We start from the raw sequence: 17894 nt of genomic DNA, 5'->3' as shown, positions 1-17894 counted from the left end.
CGGCTTTGACCGCAAAGCGTCAACATTCTTTCTGTTTTTTCGCTGCCTTTGCGTGGAATTTGCGACCGACGCCACCTATTTCGCGGCGTCGTCGTGAAAATGATTGTAAACCTGCTTGGCGACCGTCTCCGAAATCCCTTCGACAGCCATCAGATCCGACAGTGCCGCCCGCGAAACCGCCTTCGCCGTTCCGAAATGCTGGAGCAAGGCACGTTTGCGTGATGGGCCGATTCCACCGATCTCGTCGAGCGGGTTTTTGACCATCTCCTTCTTGCGCCGTGCCCGGTGCGAGCCGATGGCGAAGCGGTGCGCCTCGTCGCGCATGCGCTGGGTGAAGTAGAGCACCGGATCGCGCGGCGGCAGCGTGAAGCTCTCGCCGCCGGGCAGGAAGAAGCGCTCGCGCCCGGCATCGCGGTCGACACCCTTGGCGACGCCGATGGCGGTGACGCTATCGGTGATCCCCAGTTCTTCCAGGATCGCCCGCACTGCCGTCATCTGCCCCTGGCCGCCGTCGATCAGGATCACGTCGGGCCAGGCAGGGAAGGGCATGTCGGCGGCATCCGCTGGAGCTACCGGCTGGCTCCTGTCGGGGATACCTTCTTCCTTGAGCAGCCGCGTGAACCGCCGCGTCATCACCTCGCGCATCATGCCGAAGTCGTCGCCGGGCGTGATGTCGGTCGATTTGATGTTGAACTTGCGATACTGGTTCTTCACGAAACCCTCAGGTCCCGCCACCACCATGCCGCCGACGGCGTTCGTGCCCATGATATGCGAGTTGTCGTAGATTTCGACGCGCTGCGGCACGTAGGAGAGCTTGAACGTATCCTTGAAGCCTTCGAGCAGCCGCGATTGCGACGCGGTCTCCGCAAGCTTGCGCCCATGCGCCTCGCGGGCATTGCCCATGACGTGATCAACCAGATCGCGCTTTTCGCCACGCTGCGGCACCAGCACCGAAATCTTGTGGCCTGCCTTTTCGGCGAAGGCTGCGGCCAGCAGCTCCATCTCGTCAACCGTTTCCGAAAGTAGGATCTGCTTCGGCACCGGCTTGTCGTCGTAGAACTGCGCCAGGAAGGCGCTCAGCACTTCAGCGCCTGTCAGCTGCGGGTCGGCCTTCGGGAAATAGGCGCGGTTGCCCCAGTTCTGCCCGGTGCGGAAGAAGAACACCTGGATGCAGGAAATCCCGCCTTCGTGATAGATCGCGAAGACATCGGCTTCCTCGACGCCGGCGGGGTTGATGCCCTGGTGGCTGGACACGTGCGACAGCGAGGCGAGGCGGTCGCGATAGACGGCGGCCTGCTCGAAATCGAGATCCTCGGCCGCCTGGTTCATCGCCTCGGCCATATGCGCCTTCACCTTCTGGCTCTTGCCCGAAAGGAAGTCCTTGGCCTCCTGCACCAGTTCGCCATACCCTGCATCGCTGATCTCATGCGTGCAGGGCGCCGAACAGCGCTTGATCTGATAGAGCAGACAGGGGCGCGTACGCGTCTCGAACACGCTGTCCGTGCAGGTGCGGATCAGGAAGGCACGCTGCAGCGAGTTGATCGTGCGGCCGACGGCGCCCGCCGAAGCAAAGGGGCCGAAATAATCGCCCTTGCGGGCGCGCGCGCCACGATGTTTCAGGATGGCGGGAGCGCGGTGGTCGCCCGATATCAGGATATAGGGAAACGACTTGTCGTCGCGCAAAAGCACGTTAAAGCGCGGCCGCAACCGCTTGATCAGATTCGCTTCCAGGAGAAGCGCCTCGATCTCGGTCCTCGTCGTCACGAACTCCATATGCGCGGTCTGCCGCACCATCTGGGCGATGCGGTTGGAGTGCACGCGGCCGAGCGCATAGTTGCTCACGCGCTTCTTCAGGCTGCGCGCCTTGCCGACATAGAGAACGTCGCCGGCCTCATTGAACATGCGGTAGACGCCGGGGCTGTTCGGCAGCCGCTTGACGAATTCCGCGATCAGGTCGGCGCCGACAAGTCCCGTTTCGTTGCTGCCGCCTTCGTTCCAGTCGATGGCAGAAGCAACCGGCGCGCCAACGGGCGAGGCAGAGCTTTCGCTTTCCACCTCGATATCGTCGTCGGTCTCGTCATTTTCGTCGTAAAGAACGCCGCCATCCGGCAGCTTCCTTGAATTCATTCCGTAATCTCCGCCACATCGGGCGTCTGCCAGGCAAGATGCTGGCCGCCGTCGAGGGCAATCATTTGGCCGGTGATGGAGGGCGTATCATAGAGGAAGCGGATCGTCCGTCCGAATTCGCCGAATCCCGGCCCCGCCTTCATGATAAGGCCGTCGACCTGCTGCTGGAAGTCCTCTTCGCTCTGCCGCGCACTTCGAACCGTCGGCCCCGGGCCGAGCGCGTTGACGCGAATGCGTGGCGCGAAGCTCTGCGCCATCGTCTGCGTCGCCGTCCAGAGCGCCGCCTTGGACAATGTATAGGAATAGAAGCCCGGATTGAGCGCCCAGACCCGCTGGTCGATGATGTTGACGATCAGCCCTGGAACGCTTTTCGGCAGCTGTTCGGCAAATGCGGCAGACAATATGGACGGCGCGCGCACGTGGAGCGCGAAATGATCGTCCCAGGCCGCAGCGTCAAATTGGTGCGCCGAATCATTGTGGAAGGCCGAGGCGTTGTTGACGAGCAAATCGAGCGGTCCAAGCGCCTCAAACGCCTTTTTTATCAGTCCGTTGGTGTCCTCGACGTCCTTCAAATCGGCGTGAAGCGCAATCGCGTTTTTGCCCTCTTGCCGCAATTCCGCCGCAAAATTTTCCGCCTCGGCGATGGAACCATTCGCGTGGATCGCAACCGAGAAGCCGCTCGCTGCAAGATCTTCGACTATCGCACGGCCTATTCTCTTGGCCGACCCTGTCACCAACGCTGTTCGAAGTCTTGTCTCGCTCAAAATCCTGCCTCTTCATCCCGCAAATCTCTGCGGTGCTTATATAGGCGGCCGATCAGATCTTATAAATAGGCGTCTTGATTGCGCACAGAACTTGGATATTGTGCGTATTATTTAAGAATATAATTCGATAAAATAAGTATTCATGATTTAACGCTTGGTTAGGGTTAATGAAGTGTTTGTTGCGATAAAGCAACATCGAATTTCAGCCACCCCTAAGCCACAATCAAATCACATTTTGGCTCTTCCAAATCCTCATTTGCGCATCAATTTCCCTCTCGATCCGAAAGGGACATGCGTAATTGCTCGCGAATGCTTCACGTTAACACAGTTGATGAAGGGCGCGGGTTCGATAAGGAGATGAGTATGCGTACGTTTATTGCTAGCCTGTTGGTTTCGACCGTTGCCCTTGGTGGCTTTTCCGCTGCTTACGCGGCCGATGCCGTCGATCAGATCCCGGAAGCTCCGGTTGCCCAGAACGATGTTGCCCCGACCGGCAACTGGCAGGGCTTCTACCTGGGTGGCGCCGGCACCTACAACATGGGCGGCTTCGCTCACGACTACAACGCGCGCGCTTTCGGCGGTCAGATCTACAGCGGCTACAACTGGCAGCAGGGCCAGATCGTATACGGTGTCGAAGGTGACATCGGCTACTCCGGCGCTGACGGCGCTGTCGACGGCGGCACTGCCAAGAACGAAGTCAACGGCTCGATCCGCGGCCGTATCGGTTACGACCTGAACCCCTTCCTGCTCTATGGTACGGCTGGTCTGGCCGCCACCAAGAACAAGTTCAGCAACGCCGCTGGTTCTGACAGCGACAGCGCGCTGGGTTACACGGTCGGCGCCGGTGCCGAAGCCATGGTGACCAACAACATCACGGCTCGTATCGAATACCGCTACACCGACTACCAGAAGAACGACTTCAACGTCGGCGGCGCGAACATCTCGCGCGGCTATGACGAGCACAGCGTCAAGGTCGGTATCGGCATGAAGTTCTGATCAGCCGATCAGGTAAATGAAAAAAAGCCGGGGCATCGCTCCGGCTTTTTTGTTGCGTTTCGTTTGGTCGGGCCGTCATTCTCCCTTGGGGAAGTCCGTCGACACCGCGAGTTCCCGCCATGCGGCCAGTTCCTCGGCAACGCTTGCGTTCTTCTTCTCGATCGCAGCCACCGTGTCGCTGCCGAAGGGCATGCGCAGCGGCGGATTGTCGGAATGCGCCAGCGTGATCATCGCCTTGGCGAAGCGGGCAGGGTCGCCTGGCTGCTGGTGGTTATGGCTGACGGCAAAATCGCGCATCGCTCCCACAGGTGTCTCGGCGTAGTCGGCGATCGAGCTTCGGCTGACCGACAGCGAGGTTTCGTCGAGGAAGTCGGTGCGGAAGAAGCCGGGCTCGACGACCGTCGCCTTGATGCCGAGCGGCGCGACCTCGGCGGCAAGCGCTTCCGTCAGTCCTTCGACCGCGAACTTGGTCGAGCAATAGACGCCCCAGCCGGCATGTGAGACATAGCCGCCGATCGACGAGATGTTGAGGATATGGCCGGAACGCTGGCGGCGCATATGCGGCAGCACGGCGCGCGTCACCTTCAGCAGGCCGAAGACATTGGCCGCGTAGAGCTTCTCGATCTCGTCGTTGGTCGCCTCTTCGACGGCACCGAGCAGGCCGAAGCCGGCATTGTTGAGCAGGATATCGATCCGGCCGAAGCGCTTTATGGCCTGCTCGGCGGCGGCGTGCGCCGAGGGTTCATCCGTCACATCAAGCGCGACCGTCAACAGATTCGAATGATTCTGGAATTTTTCCTGCAGACCTTTCGGATTGCGCGCCGTGGCGACGACGGCATCGCCGGCATTGAGAGCTTCCTCGGTGATAAGGGCGCCGAAGCCGCGCGACGCACCAGTGATGAACCAAACACGCATGACGTTTTCCTTTCGGGTTGTGATTTGCTGACACCCCGAAACTAGCCTATGGGCATAGCTGAGAGAATTTACCTTATACTCCATGAGCTAGTGAGAAATACTCATCAATGAAGCGTGTGCGCTCGACCGATCTCGCCATTTTTCTCGCCATCGCCAGTCACCGAAGCTTTCGCAAGGCCGCCGTCGAGCTCGCCGTTACGCCCTCGGCGCTGAGCCACGCGCTGAGAGCGATCGAGGAGCGGCTGGAAGTCCGCCTCGTCAACCGAACCACTCGTGGCGTGGCGCTGACGGAGGCAGGCGAGCGGCTTTTCGATCGCATTCGCCCGGCCTTCCTGGATATCGACGCCGCACTGGATGATCTCGACACCTTCCGCGGTCAGCCCTACGGCAAGCTGCGCATCAACACACCCCGCGCCGCCGCCAAGCTCGTGCTGCTGCCGATCGTCTCGCGTTTCCTGAAAGCTCATCCATCCGTCGAGGTCGATATCGTCATCGACGATGCGCTGATCGATATGGTTTCGTCAGGCTTCGATGCCGGCATACGCTTCGGCGAGAGCATTGCGGCGGATATGATCGCGATCCCGATCGGTCCGCGCCACAGCTTCGCCGTCGTCGGTACGCCGGGTTACTTCGAGGGCAGGGGCAGGCCGCAGACGCCGCATGATCTGAAAGACCACGTCTGCGTCCGGTTCCGCTTTGCCGGCGGCGCCTTCTATCATTGGGAGTTCGAGCGCGGCGGTATCGAAGTGGAGATCGAGGTGCGGGGCCCGCTGACGCTAGGCGACCAGGACATCATGCGCGACGCCGTGCTGCAGGGCGACGGGCTCGGCTATCTGTTCGAGGATCAGGTGCGTGACGAGATCGAGACTGGCAAATTGGTGCGGGTTCTCGACGATTGGTGCCCCTATTATCCGGGCTTCTTCCTCTATTATCCGAGCCGCCGGCAGCTGCCGACGGCTTTGCGCGCCTTCATCGATTTCGTGAAAGCGGAGCGCGATCGCGCTCAGCCCTGAGGCTTGAGCTCGGCATAGGCAGGGAACTTCTTCTCGAAGGTCCTGAGCCAGCCGATCAGCTCGGAGTGCTCGGCCTCCCACTGGCCATGGAAACGCAGATCGAGATAACCCAGCGTTGCCGCCAGCGCGAAGTGGCCGCCATGCAGCTTCTTGCCGATCTTCGGCAGGTGAACGCTCAGGTGATTGAGGCCGCTCACGACCTTCTTCCACTGCCGGTCGATCCAGGGCTGATGGATCTTCTCCTCGTCGCGGAAGCGGCGCTCGTAGACGATGGCGAGCAGGCAGTCGCAGATGCCGTCGCAAAGGGCTTCCAGCACCTCTGCTTCCGTGCGCTTGCCGTTCTTCGACGGATAGAGCTGCTTGCCCTTCAGTCGCCCGAAATAATGCATGATCGCGACGCTGTCGAAGACCGAAACGCCGTCATCCGTCAGCACGGTCGGGATCTTTCCGAGAGGATTGTTATCGACGAGGATCGCCGGGCCAGCATTGGTGTCGACGCGGATTTCGGTCGCATCAAGCTCGAGATAGCGGGCGGCCATCCGGACCTTGCTGGAATAGGGGGAGGCGGGCGCGCAAAGGATCTTCATCATCGGTCTCTTTCAAAATGCCTGGCAACGGACTTGCAATGTGGCCGGACTATTTCGCGCCGCAAAGAGTCGGTCAATCCTCTTTCACGGCCTTGTTTTCACCGCGCAGCCAGAACGCCCGGTGCGAGGCGTAGCGGTCCTGCGCCATATGATCTTTCAGCGCCGGCAGCAGCTGGTGCAGCTCGTCCTTCAGCGTATAAGGCGGGTTGACGATGATCAGCCCCGAGCCGGTCAGTCCGGTCACCATCCCGCGGTCGCTGCGCACGGTGAGCTCGGCGCAGAGTGTCTTCGGAATATCGAGTGCCTGCAGCGCCTCGTGGAATTCCTTGATCGGCGCGCCCTTCTTGATTGGATACCACAGGCAGTAGGTGCCGCCGGGAAAGCGGCGATAGGCCTTGGCGAGGCCATCGACCAGCCGCTCATACTCCCCGCCTTCCTCGAAGGGCGGATCGACGAGCACGATGCCGCGCTTCTCTTTCGGCGGCAGATGCGCACCGAGCGACAGCCAGCCGTCGAGCTCGGTGATGCGGGCATGGTGATCGCCCTCGAACAGGCGATGCAGCCGCTGGTAATCCTCGGGATGCAACTCCATCGCCGATAACCGGTCCTGCGGCCTGAAAAGCATGCGCGAAAGCTTCGGCGATCCGGGATAGTAGCGCATGCCGCCATCTGGATTGAGTTCGCGGATCGCGGTCAGGTAGGGTTCCAGCAATTCGGCCACCTGCGGCGAAAGCTCGGCTTCCATGATCTTGCCGATCCCGTCGCGCCATTCACCTGTTTTTTGCGCCTCTTCCGAGGAGAGATCGTAGAGCCCGATGCCGGCATGCGTGTCGAGCACGCGGAAGCCCGCATCCTTCTTCTGCATGTAGCGGACGAGACGCGCGAGAATCGCGTGCTTCAGGACATCGGCAAAGTTGCCCGCATGGTAGATGTGGCGGTAGTTCATTTTCGCTGATGCCTACATGAATTCGCGTGGGGGACGTCGTTTCCGGCTTTTGGCCGGTTTCCGGTTGGAATATAGAAACTCCATGAACATTGCGACCCCCATCGAAGCCAAATCCCCGAAGTCCTCCGTCCGGATCGGCCACACCGCCTGTCCGCACGACTGTCCCTCCACCTGCGCGCTGGAAGTGGAGGTCACCGACGATGGCAGGATCGGCCGCGTGCGCGGGGCAAACGACCACAGCTACACCTCGGGCGTCATCTGCGCCAAGGTCGCGCGCTACGCCGAACGCCTCTATCACCCCGATCGTTTGATGCACCCGCTACGCCGCAAGGGCGCCAAGGGGGCGGGAGAGTGGCAGCAGATATCCTGGGACGCCGCGCTGGATGAAATCGCCGAAGCCTTCGTGAAGGCTGAGGCGAAGGACGGCAGCGAGGCGATCTGGCCCTATTACTATGCCGGCACCATGGGCTGGGTGCAGCGAGACAGCATCGACCGCCTGCGCCACGCCAAGCGCTATTCCGGCTTCTTCTCGTCGATCTGCACAAACCCGGCCTGGACCGGCTTCACCATGGCGACAGGGGTCTTGAGAGGCCCGGACCCACGCGAAATGGCGCGCACCGATTGCGTGGTCATCTGGGGCACCAACGCGGTCGCCACGCAGGTCAACGTCATGACCCACGCGATCAAGGCGCGCAAGGAACGCGGCGCCAAGATCGTGGTCATCGATATCTACGACAGCCCGACGATGAAGCAGGCCGATTTGGCGCTTATCCTCAAGCCGGGCACCGATGCGGCACTCGCCTGCGCCACCATGCACATCGCCTTCCGCGACGGCTATGCCGACCGGGCCTACATGGCGAAATATGCAGACGATCCCGCCGGCCTCGAAGCGCATCTGAAAACGAAGACGCCGGAATGGGCCGCCGCCATCACCGGCCTTTCGGTCGACGAGATCGAAGCTTTCGGCAAGCTCGTCGGCACGACGAAGAAGACCTTCTTCCGTCTCGGCTACGGCTTCACCCGCCAGCGCAACGGCGCGGTCGCCATGCATGCGGCGGCCTCGGTCGCAACCGTTCTCGGCTCCTGGCAATATGAGGGCGGCGGCGCCTTCCATTCGAACAGCGACATCTTCCGCATGAACAACGCGGAACTGACTGGCAAGTCGATGAAGGATGCCGACATCCGCATGATCGACCAGTCGCAGATCGGCCGCGCTTTGACGGGTGACGCCGTGGCGCTGCGCCATCGCGGCCCAGTCACCGCCATGCTGATCCAGAACACCAACCCTGTTAACATCGCGCCCGAGCAGCGGCTGGTGAAGCGCGGTTTCGCCCGCGATGATCTCTTCGTCGCCGTCCACGAGCAGTTCATGACCGATACCGCCGAGATGGCCGATATCGTCATCCCCGCCACCATGTTCGTCGAGCATGACGACATCTACCGCGCCGGCGGCCAGAACCACATCCTGCTTGGCCCCAAGCTCGTCGAGCCGCCGGAAACGGTGCGCACCAATCTCTTCGTCATCGAGGAACTGGCCAAGCGCCTCGGCGTCGCCGATCGTCCAGGCTTCGGCTTCACGGCGCGCGAAATGATCGATCGCGTTCTCACATCGAGCGAACTCCCCGGCTACGACCATTTCCTCGAGCACAAATGGTTCGACCGCCAGCCGGAATTCGACGACGCGCATTTCATCAACGGCTTCGCCCATCCCGACGGCCGCTTCCACTTCCGCCCAGACTGGCGCAACCAGCCGGCGCCGAACCGCCCGCCGGAGGCTGTCGGCCTGCTCGGCCCCTATCCGGAGTTGCCGCAATTCCCGGATCAGGTCGACGTCATCGAAGTCGCCGATGCCGAGCACCCGTTCCGCCTCGCGACGTCTCCCGCCCGTAACTTCCTGAACTCCAGCTTCGCCGAGACCAAGACCTCGCGGCAGAAGGAAGGACGACCGGAACTGATGATCAATCCTGCCGATGCGGAAGCCCAAGACATCGCCCACGGCGACCTCGTTCAGGTCGGCAATACGAGAGGCGAAATCCGCCTGCACGCCAAGCTGACGACAGAGGTCAAGCCGGGCGTACTGATCGCCGAGGGCCTGTGGCCGAACAAGGCGCATGTGGATGGAGAGGGCATCAACGTTTTGACCGGCGCCGACCCTGTCGCGCCCTATGGCGGCGCGGCCGTCCACGACAACAAGGTTTGGCTTCGCAAGGATGCGGCATGACGAAATTTGAAAAGGCGAAGGCCGAGATCATCCAGGAAAGGACGCTCTCGGATGGCTGGACGCGGCTCAGCACCTACGAGGTCGATTACACCAACTCCGACGGCGAAACGCACCGCATCCATCGCGAGATCTACCACCGCACTCCCGCCGCCACGATCCTGCTGCATGACCCCAAGCGCGATACCGTCGTTCTCGTCCGCCAGTTCCGTCTGCCCGTCTATCTCCATGGCGAGCCGGCCTGGATGCTGGAGACGCCGGCGGGCCTCCTCGACGGCGACGAGCCAGAAGCCGCCATCCGCCGCGAAGCCATCGAGGAAACCGGCTTCCGCGTCCGCGATGTCCGCTTCTTGTTCAAGGCCTATAGCTCGCCCGGCGCCAACGCCGAGCTCGTCCACTTCTTCGCGGCCTCAATCGATACCGAAGACCGCGTCTCCGAAGGCGGCGGGTTGGCTGAGGAGCATGAGGACATCGAGGTCGTCGAAATCCCGCTGGAAGAAGCGATGAAGATGATCGCCACCGGCGAGATCATCGACTTCAAGACGATCATTCTGCTGCAATGGGCGGCGCTGAATAGGGCTGCCTTGAATAAGCCCTAAGGCATTCATTCGCATGTCATGAATCGGGGCTATCTGCTCCGGCTTGTCATAATTGCCTGATATGAGGAGAAAGCCGATGTGGCTCAGCAATTTCACGATCGTTCTGCCAGATGAGGTCGTGAACAACGGCTCGGTTCGCATCGAGGATGGCGTTATCGCCGAGATCCGCCCTGAGACGGTCGCTAACGCCGCGATTGATGGCGGAGGCCGACTGCTGATGCCTGGTTTCATCGATCTCCACGGCGACATGATCGAGCGCGAGATAGCGCCGCGCCCAAACGCGATGATGCCGATCGGCTTCTCCATCCACGAACTCGACAAGAAGCTCGCCGCCCATGGCGTGACGACCGCCTACGCCGCCGTCTCCTTCGCGACCGAAAGCGTCTACGGCCATGTCCGTTCGCTGGAAACCACCTGCGCCGTCATCGAGGGCGTCAGCCGCTTCAAGGACAGCCTCCTGATCGATCACCGCGTTCACGCGCGCTATGAGATCACCAATGTCGGCGCGGCGCCTGCGCTCGAAAAGCTGCTGGATGCCGGCCATGTCGACATGGTGTCGCTGACCGATCACACACCGGGGCAGGGCCAGTATAACGACATCCAGAGCTATATTCTGAGCATGGCCGAACGCCGGGCCATCTCCGAGGAAATGGCCGCCGAGATGGTCGCCAAGCGCATCGCCATGCGCGACAATCCCGAGATCGAGACCAGGCTTCGCCACATCGTCGACCTGTCGCTGCGCCACAAGCTGTCGCTCGCCTCGCATGACGACGACAGCGCCGAGAAGGTGGCTGAGATGCATGCGATGGGCGTCACGATCAGCGAATTCCCGGTAACGCTGCCGGCAGCCGAAGAGGCACGTCGCCGTGGTCTCTGGACGCTGATGGGCGCGCCGAACGCGCTCCGTGGCCAGTCCATGTCGGGCAATCTGAGCGCGCTCGATGCCGCCCGCGCCGGCGTCCTCTCCGTCATCGCCGCCGACTATCACCCGGCCGCCTTCGTTCCCGGCATCTTCAAGATCGCCGAGGCCACGAACCTGCCGACCGCTGTCGCCATGGCAACGAAGAACGCAGCCCGCTCGGCCGGCCTCACCGACCGCGGCGAAATCGCCATCGGCCAGCGTGCCGATCTGGTTGTCGTGGAAGCCGGCGACATCCACCGCATCCGCGCCACCTTCCGCGGCGGCCGCTTCGTCTACAGCGACGGCACGCTGCATCAGCCGCGCGCGATTGCGGCTTAAGCGTCGATCGGATCAAGTCAGCAGCGGCACGTTTTCACGTGCTGCTGCGTCGATCAGTTGCTTGTCAAAGTGGCGAGCGGCCGTCTTGTTTGAATTGCCAATGATAGGTAAGCCGCGTCATCGCCGGCCCGTCGCCTTCCATTCCGCAATTTCTTCCTGTGTGATGCTTGGCATGGTTTTGCGAAAGGCAAGGATTGCCTCGACCACTTGCATGCGCTTCTCGTGATCCGCCACGACAGGGGCCATCTTCGCCACCGGTAATCCATCGCGCAGGATGACGACCTCCTCGCCGGCTTCCACCTTGGCAAGGAGTTCGGGAAGGCTTGCTTCATCGATGTTGACGGTAACAGTCATGGCGTCGCTCCGTGGGCCACGCACATGATGATCCGCATCACTTCGCCGGTCAATCAGGCGGAGATCACGGCACCGGTTGCCGCATTGCCGGACGCATCGGCAGTCCTAAGAGCCTTGCCACCTTCCATCCGCACTTTGCCCTCGGCGAACAGCCTAAGCGCTTGCGGATAAATCTTGTGCTCGACGGTGAGCACGCGCGCCGCCAGTGTGTCGGCGGTGTCGTCGGAGAGAACAGGCACGGCAGCCTGGCCGATGACGGGGCCTTCATCCATGCCCTCGGTGACGAAATGCACCGTGCAGCCGGCGATCCGCATGCCGGCGTCGATGGCGCGCTGGTGCGTGTGCAGGCCGGGGAAGAGCGGCAGCAGGGAAGGGTGGATGTTGATCATCTTCCCCTCGTAGCGCTGGATGAACGTGCCGCTCAGCAGGCGCATATAGCCCGCGAGGCAGAGGATGTCAGGCGACAGCGCGTCGAGAGCGGCGAAGATCGCTTCCTCATGCGCTTCCTTGCTGGCGTAGTCCTTGCGCGGAAAGACGAAGGTCGCGATGCCCTCGGCGGCCGCCTTGGCAAGCCCGCCCGCATCCGGCTTGTCGGAAATCACGCCGACGATCTCGGCCGGGAACTCCGGTGCCTTCGCGGCGGCGACCAGCGCCATCATGTTGGAGCCGCCGCCGGAGATGAAGACGACGACGCGTTTGCGCGGAGACGTCATATGGCGAGCGTGCCCTTGTAGAGCGTGCCGTGAGCGCCTTCAGCGCGGGCGATCATCCGGCCGAGCCGCACGACGCTTTCGCCCTGCGCTTCCAGCGCCGAGATGACGGTGTCGGCATTCTCGGCGGAGACGACGGCGATCATGCCGATGCCGCAGTTGAAGGTGCGCAGCATCTCGTTCGCTTCGACGCCGCCGGTCTTCGACAGCCAGGAAAACACGGCCGGAACCTTGACGGCGGCAAGATCGATCTCGGCGGCGAGGTGCTTAGGCAGCACGCGCGGGATATTCTCGGGGAAGCCGCCGCCGGTGATGTGCGCCAGCGCCTTGATTGCGCCGGTCTCGCGGATGACGCTCAAGAGCTGCTTCACATAGATGCGGGTCGGGGTCAGCAGCGCTTCACCAAGCGTCTTGCCATCTGCGAACGGTGCCGGCGCGTCCCAGGCGAGGCCCGAAAGGCCGACGATCTTGCGCACCAGCGAGAAGCCGTTGGAGTGAACGCCAGAGGAGGCGAGGCCGAGGATGACGTCGCCTTCGCCGATATCGCCCGACGGCAGCAGCTTGCCGCGCTCGGCAGCACCCACGGCAAAGCCGGCCAGATCGTAATCGCCGGAGGAATACATGCCAGGCATCTCGGCGGTCTCGCCGCCGATCAGCGCACAGCCCGCGTCGCGGCAGCCGGCGGCAATGCCTTCGACGATCGCCGCACCCTGGTCGGGATCGAGCTTGCCGGTCGCGAAGTAGTCGAGGAAGAACAGCGGCTCGGCGCCCTGGACCACGAGATCGTTGACGCACATGGCCACGAGGTCGATGCCGACGGTGTCGTGATAATCGGCGTCGATCGCGATCTTCAGCTTGGTACCGACGCCGTCATTGGCGGCGACCAGAACCGGATCGGTGAAGCCAGCGGCCTTGAGGTCGAACAGGCCGCCGAAGCCGCCGATTTCGCCATCCGCGCCGGGGCGGCGGGTCGAGCGTACGGCGGGCTTGATCTTTTCGACGAGAAGGTTGCCAGCGTCGATATCCACGCCTGCATCGCTATAGGTGAGACCGTTTTTTCCGGACTGGCTCATACTGCTCTCCGATGGCTGTCGTCGGGCGGGAAATATCCCCGCGTCACATGCGGGTCGCAATTGCATGACAGGGGGCTTTATGCAAGGCGTTGCGTGGCAAAAGCCCCAATTTCCCGCTCTTTTGAACGTAGCTTCTGGGAAATTGGACGCTGGGGTTGACCATTCTCGCGGGTGCATCCTATGTGGCTCGCAGGCCGTATCGCTGCGATGCGGCAAATACCGACGTTCGATCAGCGGAGAACATGATGCCACACCAGGTTAGCGGCGCCGGTCTGAAGCGCCAGGTTATCTTCTGGCTGTTCGTGCTCGCCGCCTTCATCGCCTTCCTTTTGGTGTTCAGCTCCATCCTGCTGCCGTTCCTGGCGGGCATGGCGATCGCCTATTTCCTCGATCCGGTGGCCGACCGGCTGGAGAGGCTCGGCCTCAGCCGCCTGATGGCGACCATCGTCATCCTGATCGCCTTCGTCATCCTGATCGTCCTGGCGCTGATGATCCTGATCCCGATCCTTGCCAGCCAGTTCGCCGATTTCGCCGGCCGCCTGCCGGGTTATATCGACCAGCTGCAGACCTTCATCGCCAAGCAGCAGAACTCGATGCTGCCGGATTGGATCAAGAACCAGCTCGGCACCATCAAGAACAATTTTTCCGAAATCCTGTCTCAGGGCTTCGGCCTGCTCACCGGGCTGTTCAGCCAGGTCTGGAGCTCCGGCCTTGCTGTCGTCAACGTGATCTCGCTGATGGTCGTGACACCAGTGGTCGCCTTCTACATGCTGCTCGATTGGGACCGCATGGTCGCCAATATCGACAAGTACGTTCCCCGCGATTATGTCGCCAACGTCCACCAGATCATGCGCGAGATCGACCAGGCGATCGCCGGCTTCATTCGCGGGCAGGGGTCGCTCTGCCTGATCCTCGGCATCTGGTATGCGGTCGGCCTGTCGTTGGTCGGGCTGAACTTCGGCCTGCTGATCGGCCTCTTCGCCGGCATGATCAGCTTCATCCCCTATGTCGGCTCCACCGTTGGCCTGATTGCCGCGGTCGGCGTGGCGCTCGTGCAGTTCTGGCCTGACTATATCTGGGTCGGCGCGGTTCTCGCGGTCTTCTTCAGCGGCCAGTTCATGGAAGGCAATATCCTGCAGCCGAAGCTCGTCGGTCACAGCGTTGGCCTGCATCCGGTCTGGCTGATGTTCGCGCTCTTTGCCTTCGGCGCGCTCTTCGGCTTCGTCGGCCTTTTGGTCGCGGTGCCGGCCGCCGCTGCCGTCGGCGTCCTTGTTCGCTTTGCGCTTTCACGATATCTTGAGAGTGATCTGTATGCAGGCGAGGCGAAGGCCACCCCGGTACGGAAGACAAAAGCTGGCCCGAAATGACTGACGTGAAAAACGCTGACTCAAGGCGCAAGCCCGTGGAGCAGCTTCCCTTGGCCTTTTCTCATGCTGCCGCGACTGGTCGTGACGATCTCCTGATCTCCGAGCGGCTGGCGGCGGCTGTCGAGATCGTCGATGCCTGGCCGAACTGGCCGTCGCCGGTCGTCATCCTCGCCGGCCCGGTCGGATCGGGCAAGTCGCACCTCGCCAACATCTGGAAGGATCACAGCGGCGCCACACTCATCCACCCGAAGGTCGGCGCCAACGCCGCCGTCGATGCGGCTAACGGCCCGGTGCTCTTCGAGGATGTCGATCGCCTCGGCTTCGACGACACCGAACTGTTTCACGTCATCAACAGCGTGCGCGAAAACGGCCACAGCCTGCTGATGACCAGCCGCCTCTGGCCAATGTCCTGGCCGGTCGAGCTGGCCGACCTGCGCTCTCGCCTGAAGGCCGCGACCGTCGTCGAGATCGGCGAGCCGGACGAGGAACTGCTGTCGCAGGTCATCGTCAAGCTGTTTGCCGATCGCCAGCTTTATATAGATGACAAACTGGTGCTCTATATTGTCGTCAGGATGGAGCGCTCGCTAAACGCCGCGCAGACGATCGTCGAGCGGCTGGACCGGTTGGCGCTATCGAGAGGCACCAAGATCACGCGCGCGCTCGCCGCTGAAGTGTTGAATGAATTGGGCAATTCCGATCCGGCTGATTGACTGTCACAGTTCCGTCGTGAAACTGATATATTCGGCTTGGCGCAATCATGAGGGGACGATCGAACGATGGACAGTGCAGTCGCGGGAAACCAGGAAACGGCTCCCGAAACCAAGGCGAACGTTCCTCCGCTTGAAGAACTGCTCTCCAGCCCCGAGCGCTTCATCAACCGCGAATTTTCCTGGCTGCAGTTCAATCGCCGCGTTCTCGAGGAGACGTTGAACACCGAGCATCCACTGCTCGAGCGCGTTCGCTTCCTGTCGATCTCGGCTGCGAACCTCGACGAATTCTTCATGGTCCGCGTTGCCGGTCTCGAAGGCCAGGTTCGCCAGAACATCGTGGTGCGCACCCCCGACGGCAAGACGCCCGCCGAGCAGCTCGAATCCATCCTGCAGGAGATCGACAATCTGCAGATGGAGCAGCAGGCCTCGCTCGCTGTGCTGCAGCAGTATCTCGCCAAGGAAGACATCCTTATCGTCCGCCCTGGCGCGCTCAGCGAGAGCGATCGCAACTGGCTCGCGACCGAATTCGAGCAGGCGATCTTCCCGGTGCTGACGCCGCTCTCGATCGACCCGGCGCATCCGTTCCCCTTCATTCCCAATCTCGGCTTCTCGATCGGCCTGCAGCTGGTCAGCAAGAATGGCCGCGAGCCGATGACGGCGCTGCTGCGCCTGCCGCCGGCGCTCGATCGTTTCGTGCGCCTGCCAGATGACGGCAACACGATCCGTTACATCACGCTTGAGGACGTCGCCAATATCTTCATCTACAGGCTCTACCCTGGCTATGAGGTGCAGGGTTCCGGTACGTTCCGCATCATCCGCGACAGCGATATCGAAGTTGAAGAAGAAGCCGAAGATCTCGTCCGCTTCTTCGAAACCGCGCTGAAGCGCCGCCGCCGCGGGTCGGTGATCCGCCTCGAAACCGATTCCGAAATGCCGGCCTCGCTCCGCCAGTTCGTGGTCCAAGCGACCAACGTGCCCGATAACCGCGTTGCCGTTCTACCGGGTCTGCTGGCGCTGAACACTCTGTCCGAGATCACCAAGGCGCCGCGCGACGATCTCCGGTTCCCATCTTACAACGCGCGATTTCCCGAACGCGTCCGCGAACACGCCGGCGATTGCTTCGCCGCCATCCGCGAAAAGGACATGGTGGTTCACCACCCCTACGAGTCCTTCGACGTGGTGGTCCAGTTTCTGCTCCAGGCTGCGCGTGATCCTGACGTCCTGGCGATAAAGCAGACGCTCTACCGAACCTCCAACGACAGCCCGATCGTCCGCGCGCTGATTGATGCGGCCGAGTCCGGCAAGTCGGTGACGGCGCTTGTCGAGCTCAAGGCACGTTTTGACGAAGAAGCCAACATCCGCTGGGCACGCGACCTCGAACGCGCCGGCGTGCAGGTCGTCTTCGGCTTCATCGAATTGAAGACCCACTCCAAGATGTCGCTCGTCGTTCGCCGCGAAGAGGGCAAGCTGCGCAGCTACTGCCATCTCGGCACCGGCAATTATCACCCGATTACCGCGAAGATTTATACCGACCTGTCGTTCTTCACCTGCAATCCTGTCATTGCGCACGACATGGCCAATATCTTCAACTTCATCACCGGCTATGGCGAGCCGGAGGAGAGCATGAAGCTCGCCGTTTCGCCCTATACACTGCGCTCGCGCATCCTTCGCCACATCAACGAAGAGATCAAGCACGCCAAGAACGGCGCGCCGGCGGCCATCTGGATGAAGATGAACTCGCTCGTCGATCCCGAAATCATCGATGCGCTCTATACGGCGAGCCACGCCGGCGTCGAGATCGATCTCGTCATCCGTGGCATCTGCTGCCTGCGCCCGCAGGTCCCCGGCCTGTCGGAAAACATCCGCGTCAAGTCGATCGTCGGCCGCTTCCTCGAGCACAGCCGCATCTTCTGCTTCGGCAACGGCCACGGCCTGCCGTCGGACAAGGCGCTGGTCTATATCGGCTCCGCCGACATGATGCCGAGAAATCTGGATCGCCGCGTCGAAACGCTGGTTCCGCTGATCAATCCGACCGTGCACGAGCAGGTTTTGTCACAGATCATGCTGGGCAACCTCATTGACAATCAACAAAGCTACGAGATATTGGCCGACGGGACGTCAAGGCGCATGGAGGTGCGCAAGGGCGAGGAGCCGTTCAACGCGCAACAGTATTTCATGACCAATCCCAGCCTTTCGGGCCGTGGTGAAGCGTTGAAATCCAGTGCGCCAAAGCTGATTGCCGGCCTTCTTTCCGGCCGCACGAAACGATAAAACT

The 17894-nt window shown here is 61.8% G+C and carries 16 protein-coding genes; 8 read left to right on the top strand and 8 right to left on the bottom strand.

Features of this window, described 5'->3' with window-relative positions; translation table 11 throughout:
• Nucleotides 1-75: 75 nt before the first annotated feature.
• Nucleotides 76-2127, bottom strand: a complete 2052-nt coding sequence (gene uvrC, locus ACODTZ_RS13905; RefSeq protein ID WP_489026384.1) for an excinuclease ABC subunit UvrC — start codon at nucleotides 2125-2127, stop codon at nucleotides 76-78.
• The gene (locus ACODTZ_RS13900) at nucleotides 2124-2891 is read right to left on the bottom strand and encodes an SDR family oxidoreductase (RefSeq protein ID WP_489026382.1); all 768 of its coding nucleotides are present in this window, start codon (nucleotides 2889-2891) and stop codon (nucleotides 2124-2126) included. The genes uvrC and ACODTZ_RS13900 overlap by 4 nt, the downstream gene beginning before the upstream one ends.
• A gap of 363 nt (nucleotides 2892-3254) precedes the next feature.
• On the opposite strand from ACODTZ_RS13900, the gene ACODTZ_RS13895 reads away from it, so the two are divergent.
• On the top strand, nucleotides 3255-3887 hold the full coding sequence (locus ACODTZ_RS13895; RefSeq protein WP_026283045.1) for an outer membrane protein: 633 nt from the start codon (nucleotides 3255-3257) through the stop codon (nucleotides 3885-3887).
• Nucleotides 3888-3962: 75 nt separating this feature from the next.
• Here ACODTZ_RS13895 and ACODTZ_RS13890 read toward each other — a convergent pair whose 3' ends face one another.
• Nucleotides 3963-4802, bottom strand: a complete 840-nt coding sequence (locus ACODTZ_RS13890; RefSeq protein ID WP_489026380.1) for an oxidoreductase — start codon at nucleotides 4800-4802, stop codon at nucleotides 3963-3965.
• Nucleotides 4803-4909: 107 nt separating this feature from the next.
• On the opposite strand from ACODTZ_RS13890, the gene ACODTZ_RS13885 reads away from it, so the two are divergent.
• Nucleotides 4910-5815: a LysR family transcriptional regulator gene (locus ACODTZ_RS13885; RefSeq protein WP_489026378.1), complete on the top strand. Its 906-nt coding sequence runs from the start codon at nucleotides 4910-4912 to the stop codon at nucleotides 5813-5815.
• Here ACODTZ_RS13885 and ACODTZ_RS13880 read toward each other — a convergent pair.
• On the bottom strand, nucleotides 5806-6402 hold the full coding sequence (locus tag ACODTZ_RS13880; RefSeq protein WP_018898719.1) for a glutathione S-transferase family protein: 597 nt from the start codon (nucleotides 6400-6402) through the stop codon (nucleotides 5806-5808). The two genes, ACODTZ_RS13885 and ACODTZ_RS13880, sit on opposite strands and share 10 nt — an antisense overlap.
• A 73-nt stretch (nucleotides 6403-6475) precedes the next feature.
• A complete protein-coding gene (locus ACODTZ_RS13875) occupies nucleotides 6476-7348 on the bottom strand; it encodes a 23S rRNA (adenine(2030)-N(6))-methyltransferase RlmJ (protein WP_489026376.1) in 873 nt (290 codons plus the stop codon).
• 16 nt (nucleotides 7349-7364) lie between these two features.
• Here ACODTZ_RS13875 and ACODTZ_RS13870 point away from each other — a divergent pair, with 16 nt between their 5' ends.
• From ACODTZ_RS13870 to ACODTZ_RS13860, 3 genes are all read left to right on the top strand, one after another.
• Nucleotides 7365-9569: a molybdopterin-containing oxidoreductase family protein gene (locus ACODTZ_RS13870; RefSeq protein WP_489026374.1), complete on the top strand. Its 2205-nt coding sequence runs from the start codon at nucleotides 7365-7367 to the stop codon at nucleotides 9567-9569.
• A complete protein-coding gene (locus ACODTZ_RS13865; RefSeq protein ID WP_489026372.1) occupies nucleotides 9566-10165 on the top strand; it encodes an NUDIX domain-containing protein in 600 nt (199 codons plus the stop codon). Before ACODTZ_RS13870 ends, ACODTZ_RS13865 begins: the two co-directional genes overlap by 4 nt.
• Before the next feature lie 76 nt (nucleotides 10166-10241).
• A complete protein-coding gene (locus ACODTZ_RS13860) occupies nucleotides 10242-11405 on the top strand; it encodes an alpha-D-ribose 1-methylphosphonate 5-triphosphate diphosphatase (protein WP_489026370.1) in 1164 nt (387 codons plus the stop codon).
• A 117-nt stretch (nucleotides 11406-11522) separates the two neighbouring features.
• Here ACODTZ_RS13860 and ACODTZ_RS13855 read toward each other — a convergent pair whose 3' ends face one another.
• The 3 genes from ACODTZ_RS13855 to purM are packed head-to-tail and all read right to left on the bottom strand — an operon-like array spanning nucleotide 11523 to nucleotide 13542.
• Nucleotides 11523-11759 carry a type II toxin-antitoxin system Phd/YefM family antitoxin gene (locus ACODTZ_RS13855; protein ID WP_489026368.1) on the bottom strand — a complete coding sequence of 79 codons (237 nt, stop codon included), beginning with the start codon at nucleotides 11757-11759 and terminating at the stop codon, nucleotides 11523-11525.
• A 53-nt stretch (nucleotides 11760-11812) separates the two neighbouring features.
• Entirely contained in the window at nucleotides 11813-12472 is a 660-nt protein-coding gene (gene purN, locus ACODTZ_RS13850; RefSeq protein WP_489026366.1) for a phosphoribosylglycinamide formyltransferase, read from the bottom strand.
• Nucleotides 12469-13542, bottom strand: a complete 1074-nt coding sequence (gene purM, locus ACODTZ_RS13845; protein ID WP_047513244.1) for a phosphoribosylformylglycinamidine cyclo-ligase — start codon at nucleotides 13540-13542, stop codon at nucleotides 12469-12471. The genes purN and purM overlap by 4 nt, the downstream gene beginning before the upstream one ends.
• Before the next feature lie 245 nt (nucleotides 13543-13787).
• Between purM and ACODTZ_RS13840 the strand changes: the two genes are divergently transcribed.
• The 3 genes from ACODTZ_RS13840 to ACODTZ_RS13830 all read left to right on the top strand — a co-directional run bounded on the left by ACODTZ_RS13840 (nucleotide 13788) and on the right by ACODTZ_RS13830 (nucleotide 17890).
• Entirely contained in the window at nucleotides 13788-14909 is a 1122-nt protein-coding gene (locus tag ACODTZ_RS13840) for an AI-2E family transporter (RefSeq protein WP_112941290.1), read from the top strand.
• Complete coding sequence (gene hdaA / locus ACODTZ_RS13835) at nucleotides 14906-15619, top strand: DnaA regulatory inactivator HdaA (RefSeq protein ID WP_489026364.1); 714 nt, start codon at nucleotides 14906-14908, stop codon at nucleotides 15617-15619. Before ACODTZ_RS13840 ends, hdaA begins: the two co-directional genes overlap by 4 nt.
• 66 nt (nucleotides 15620-15685) lie before the next feature.
• On the top strand, nucleotides 15686-17890 hold the full coding sequence (locus ACODTZ_RS13830) for an RNA degradosome polyphosphate kinase (protein ID WP_047513236.1): 2205 nt from the start codon (nucleotides 15686-15688) through the stop codon (nucleotides 17888-17890).
• Nucleotides 17891-17894: the final 4 nt, after the last annotated feature.

The sequence above is a fragment of the Rhizobium sp. FG113 genome, assembly GCF_057809895.1.
This window is presented reverse-complemented; position numbering and strand designations above follow the sequence as displayed.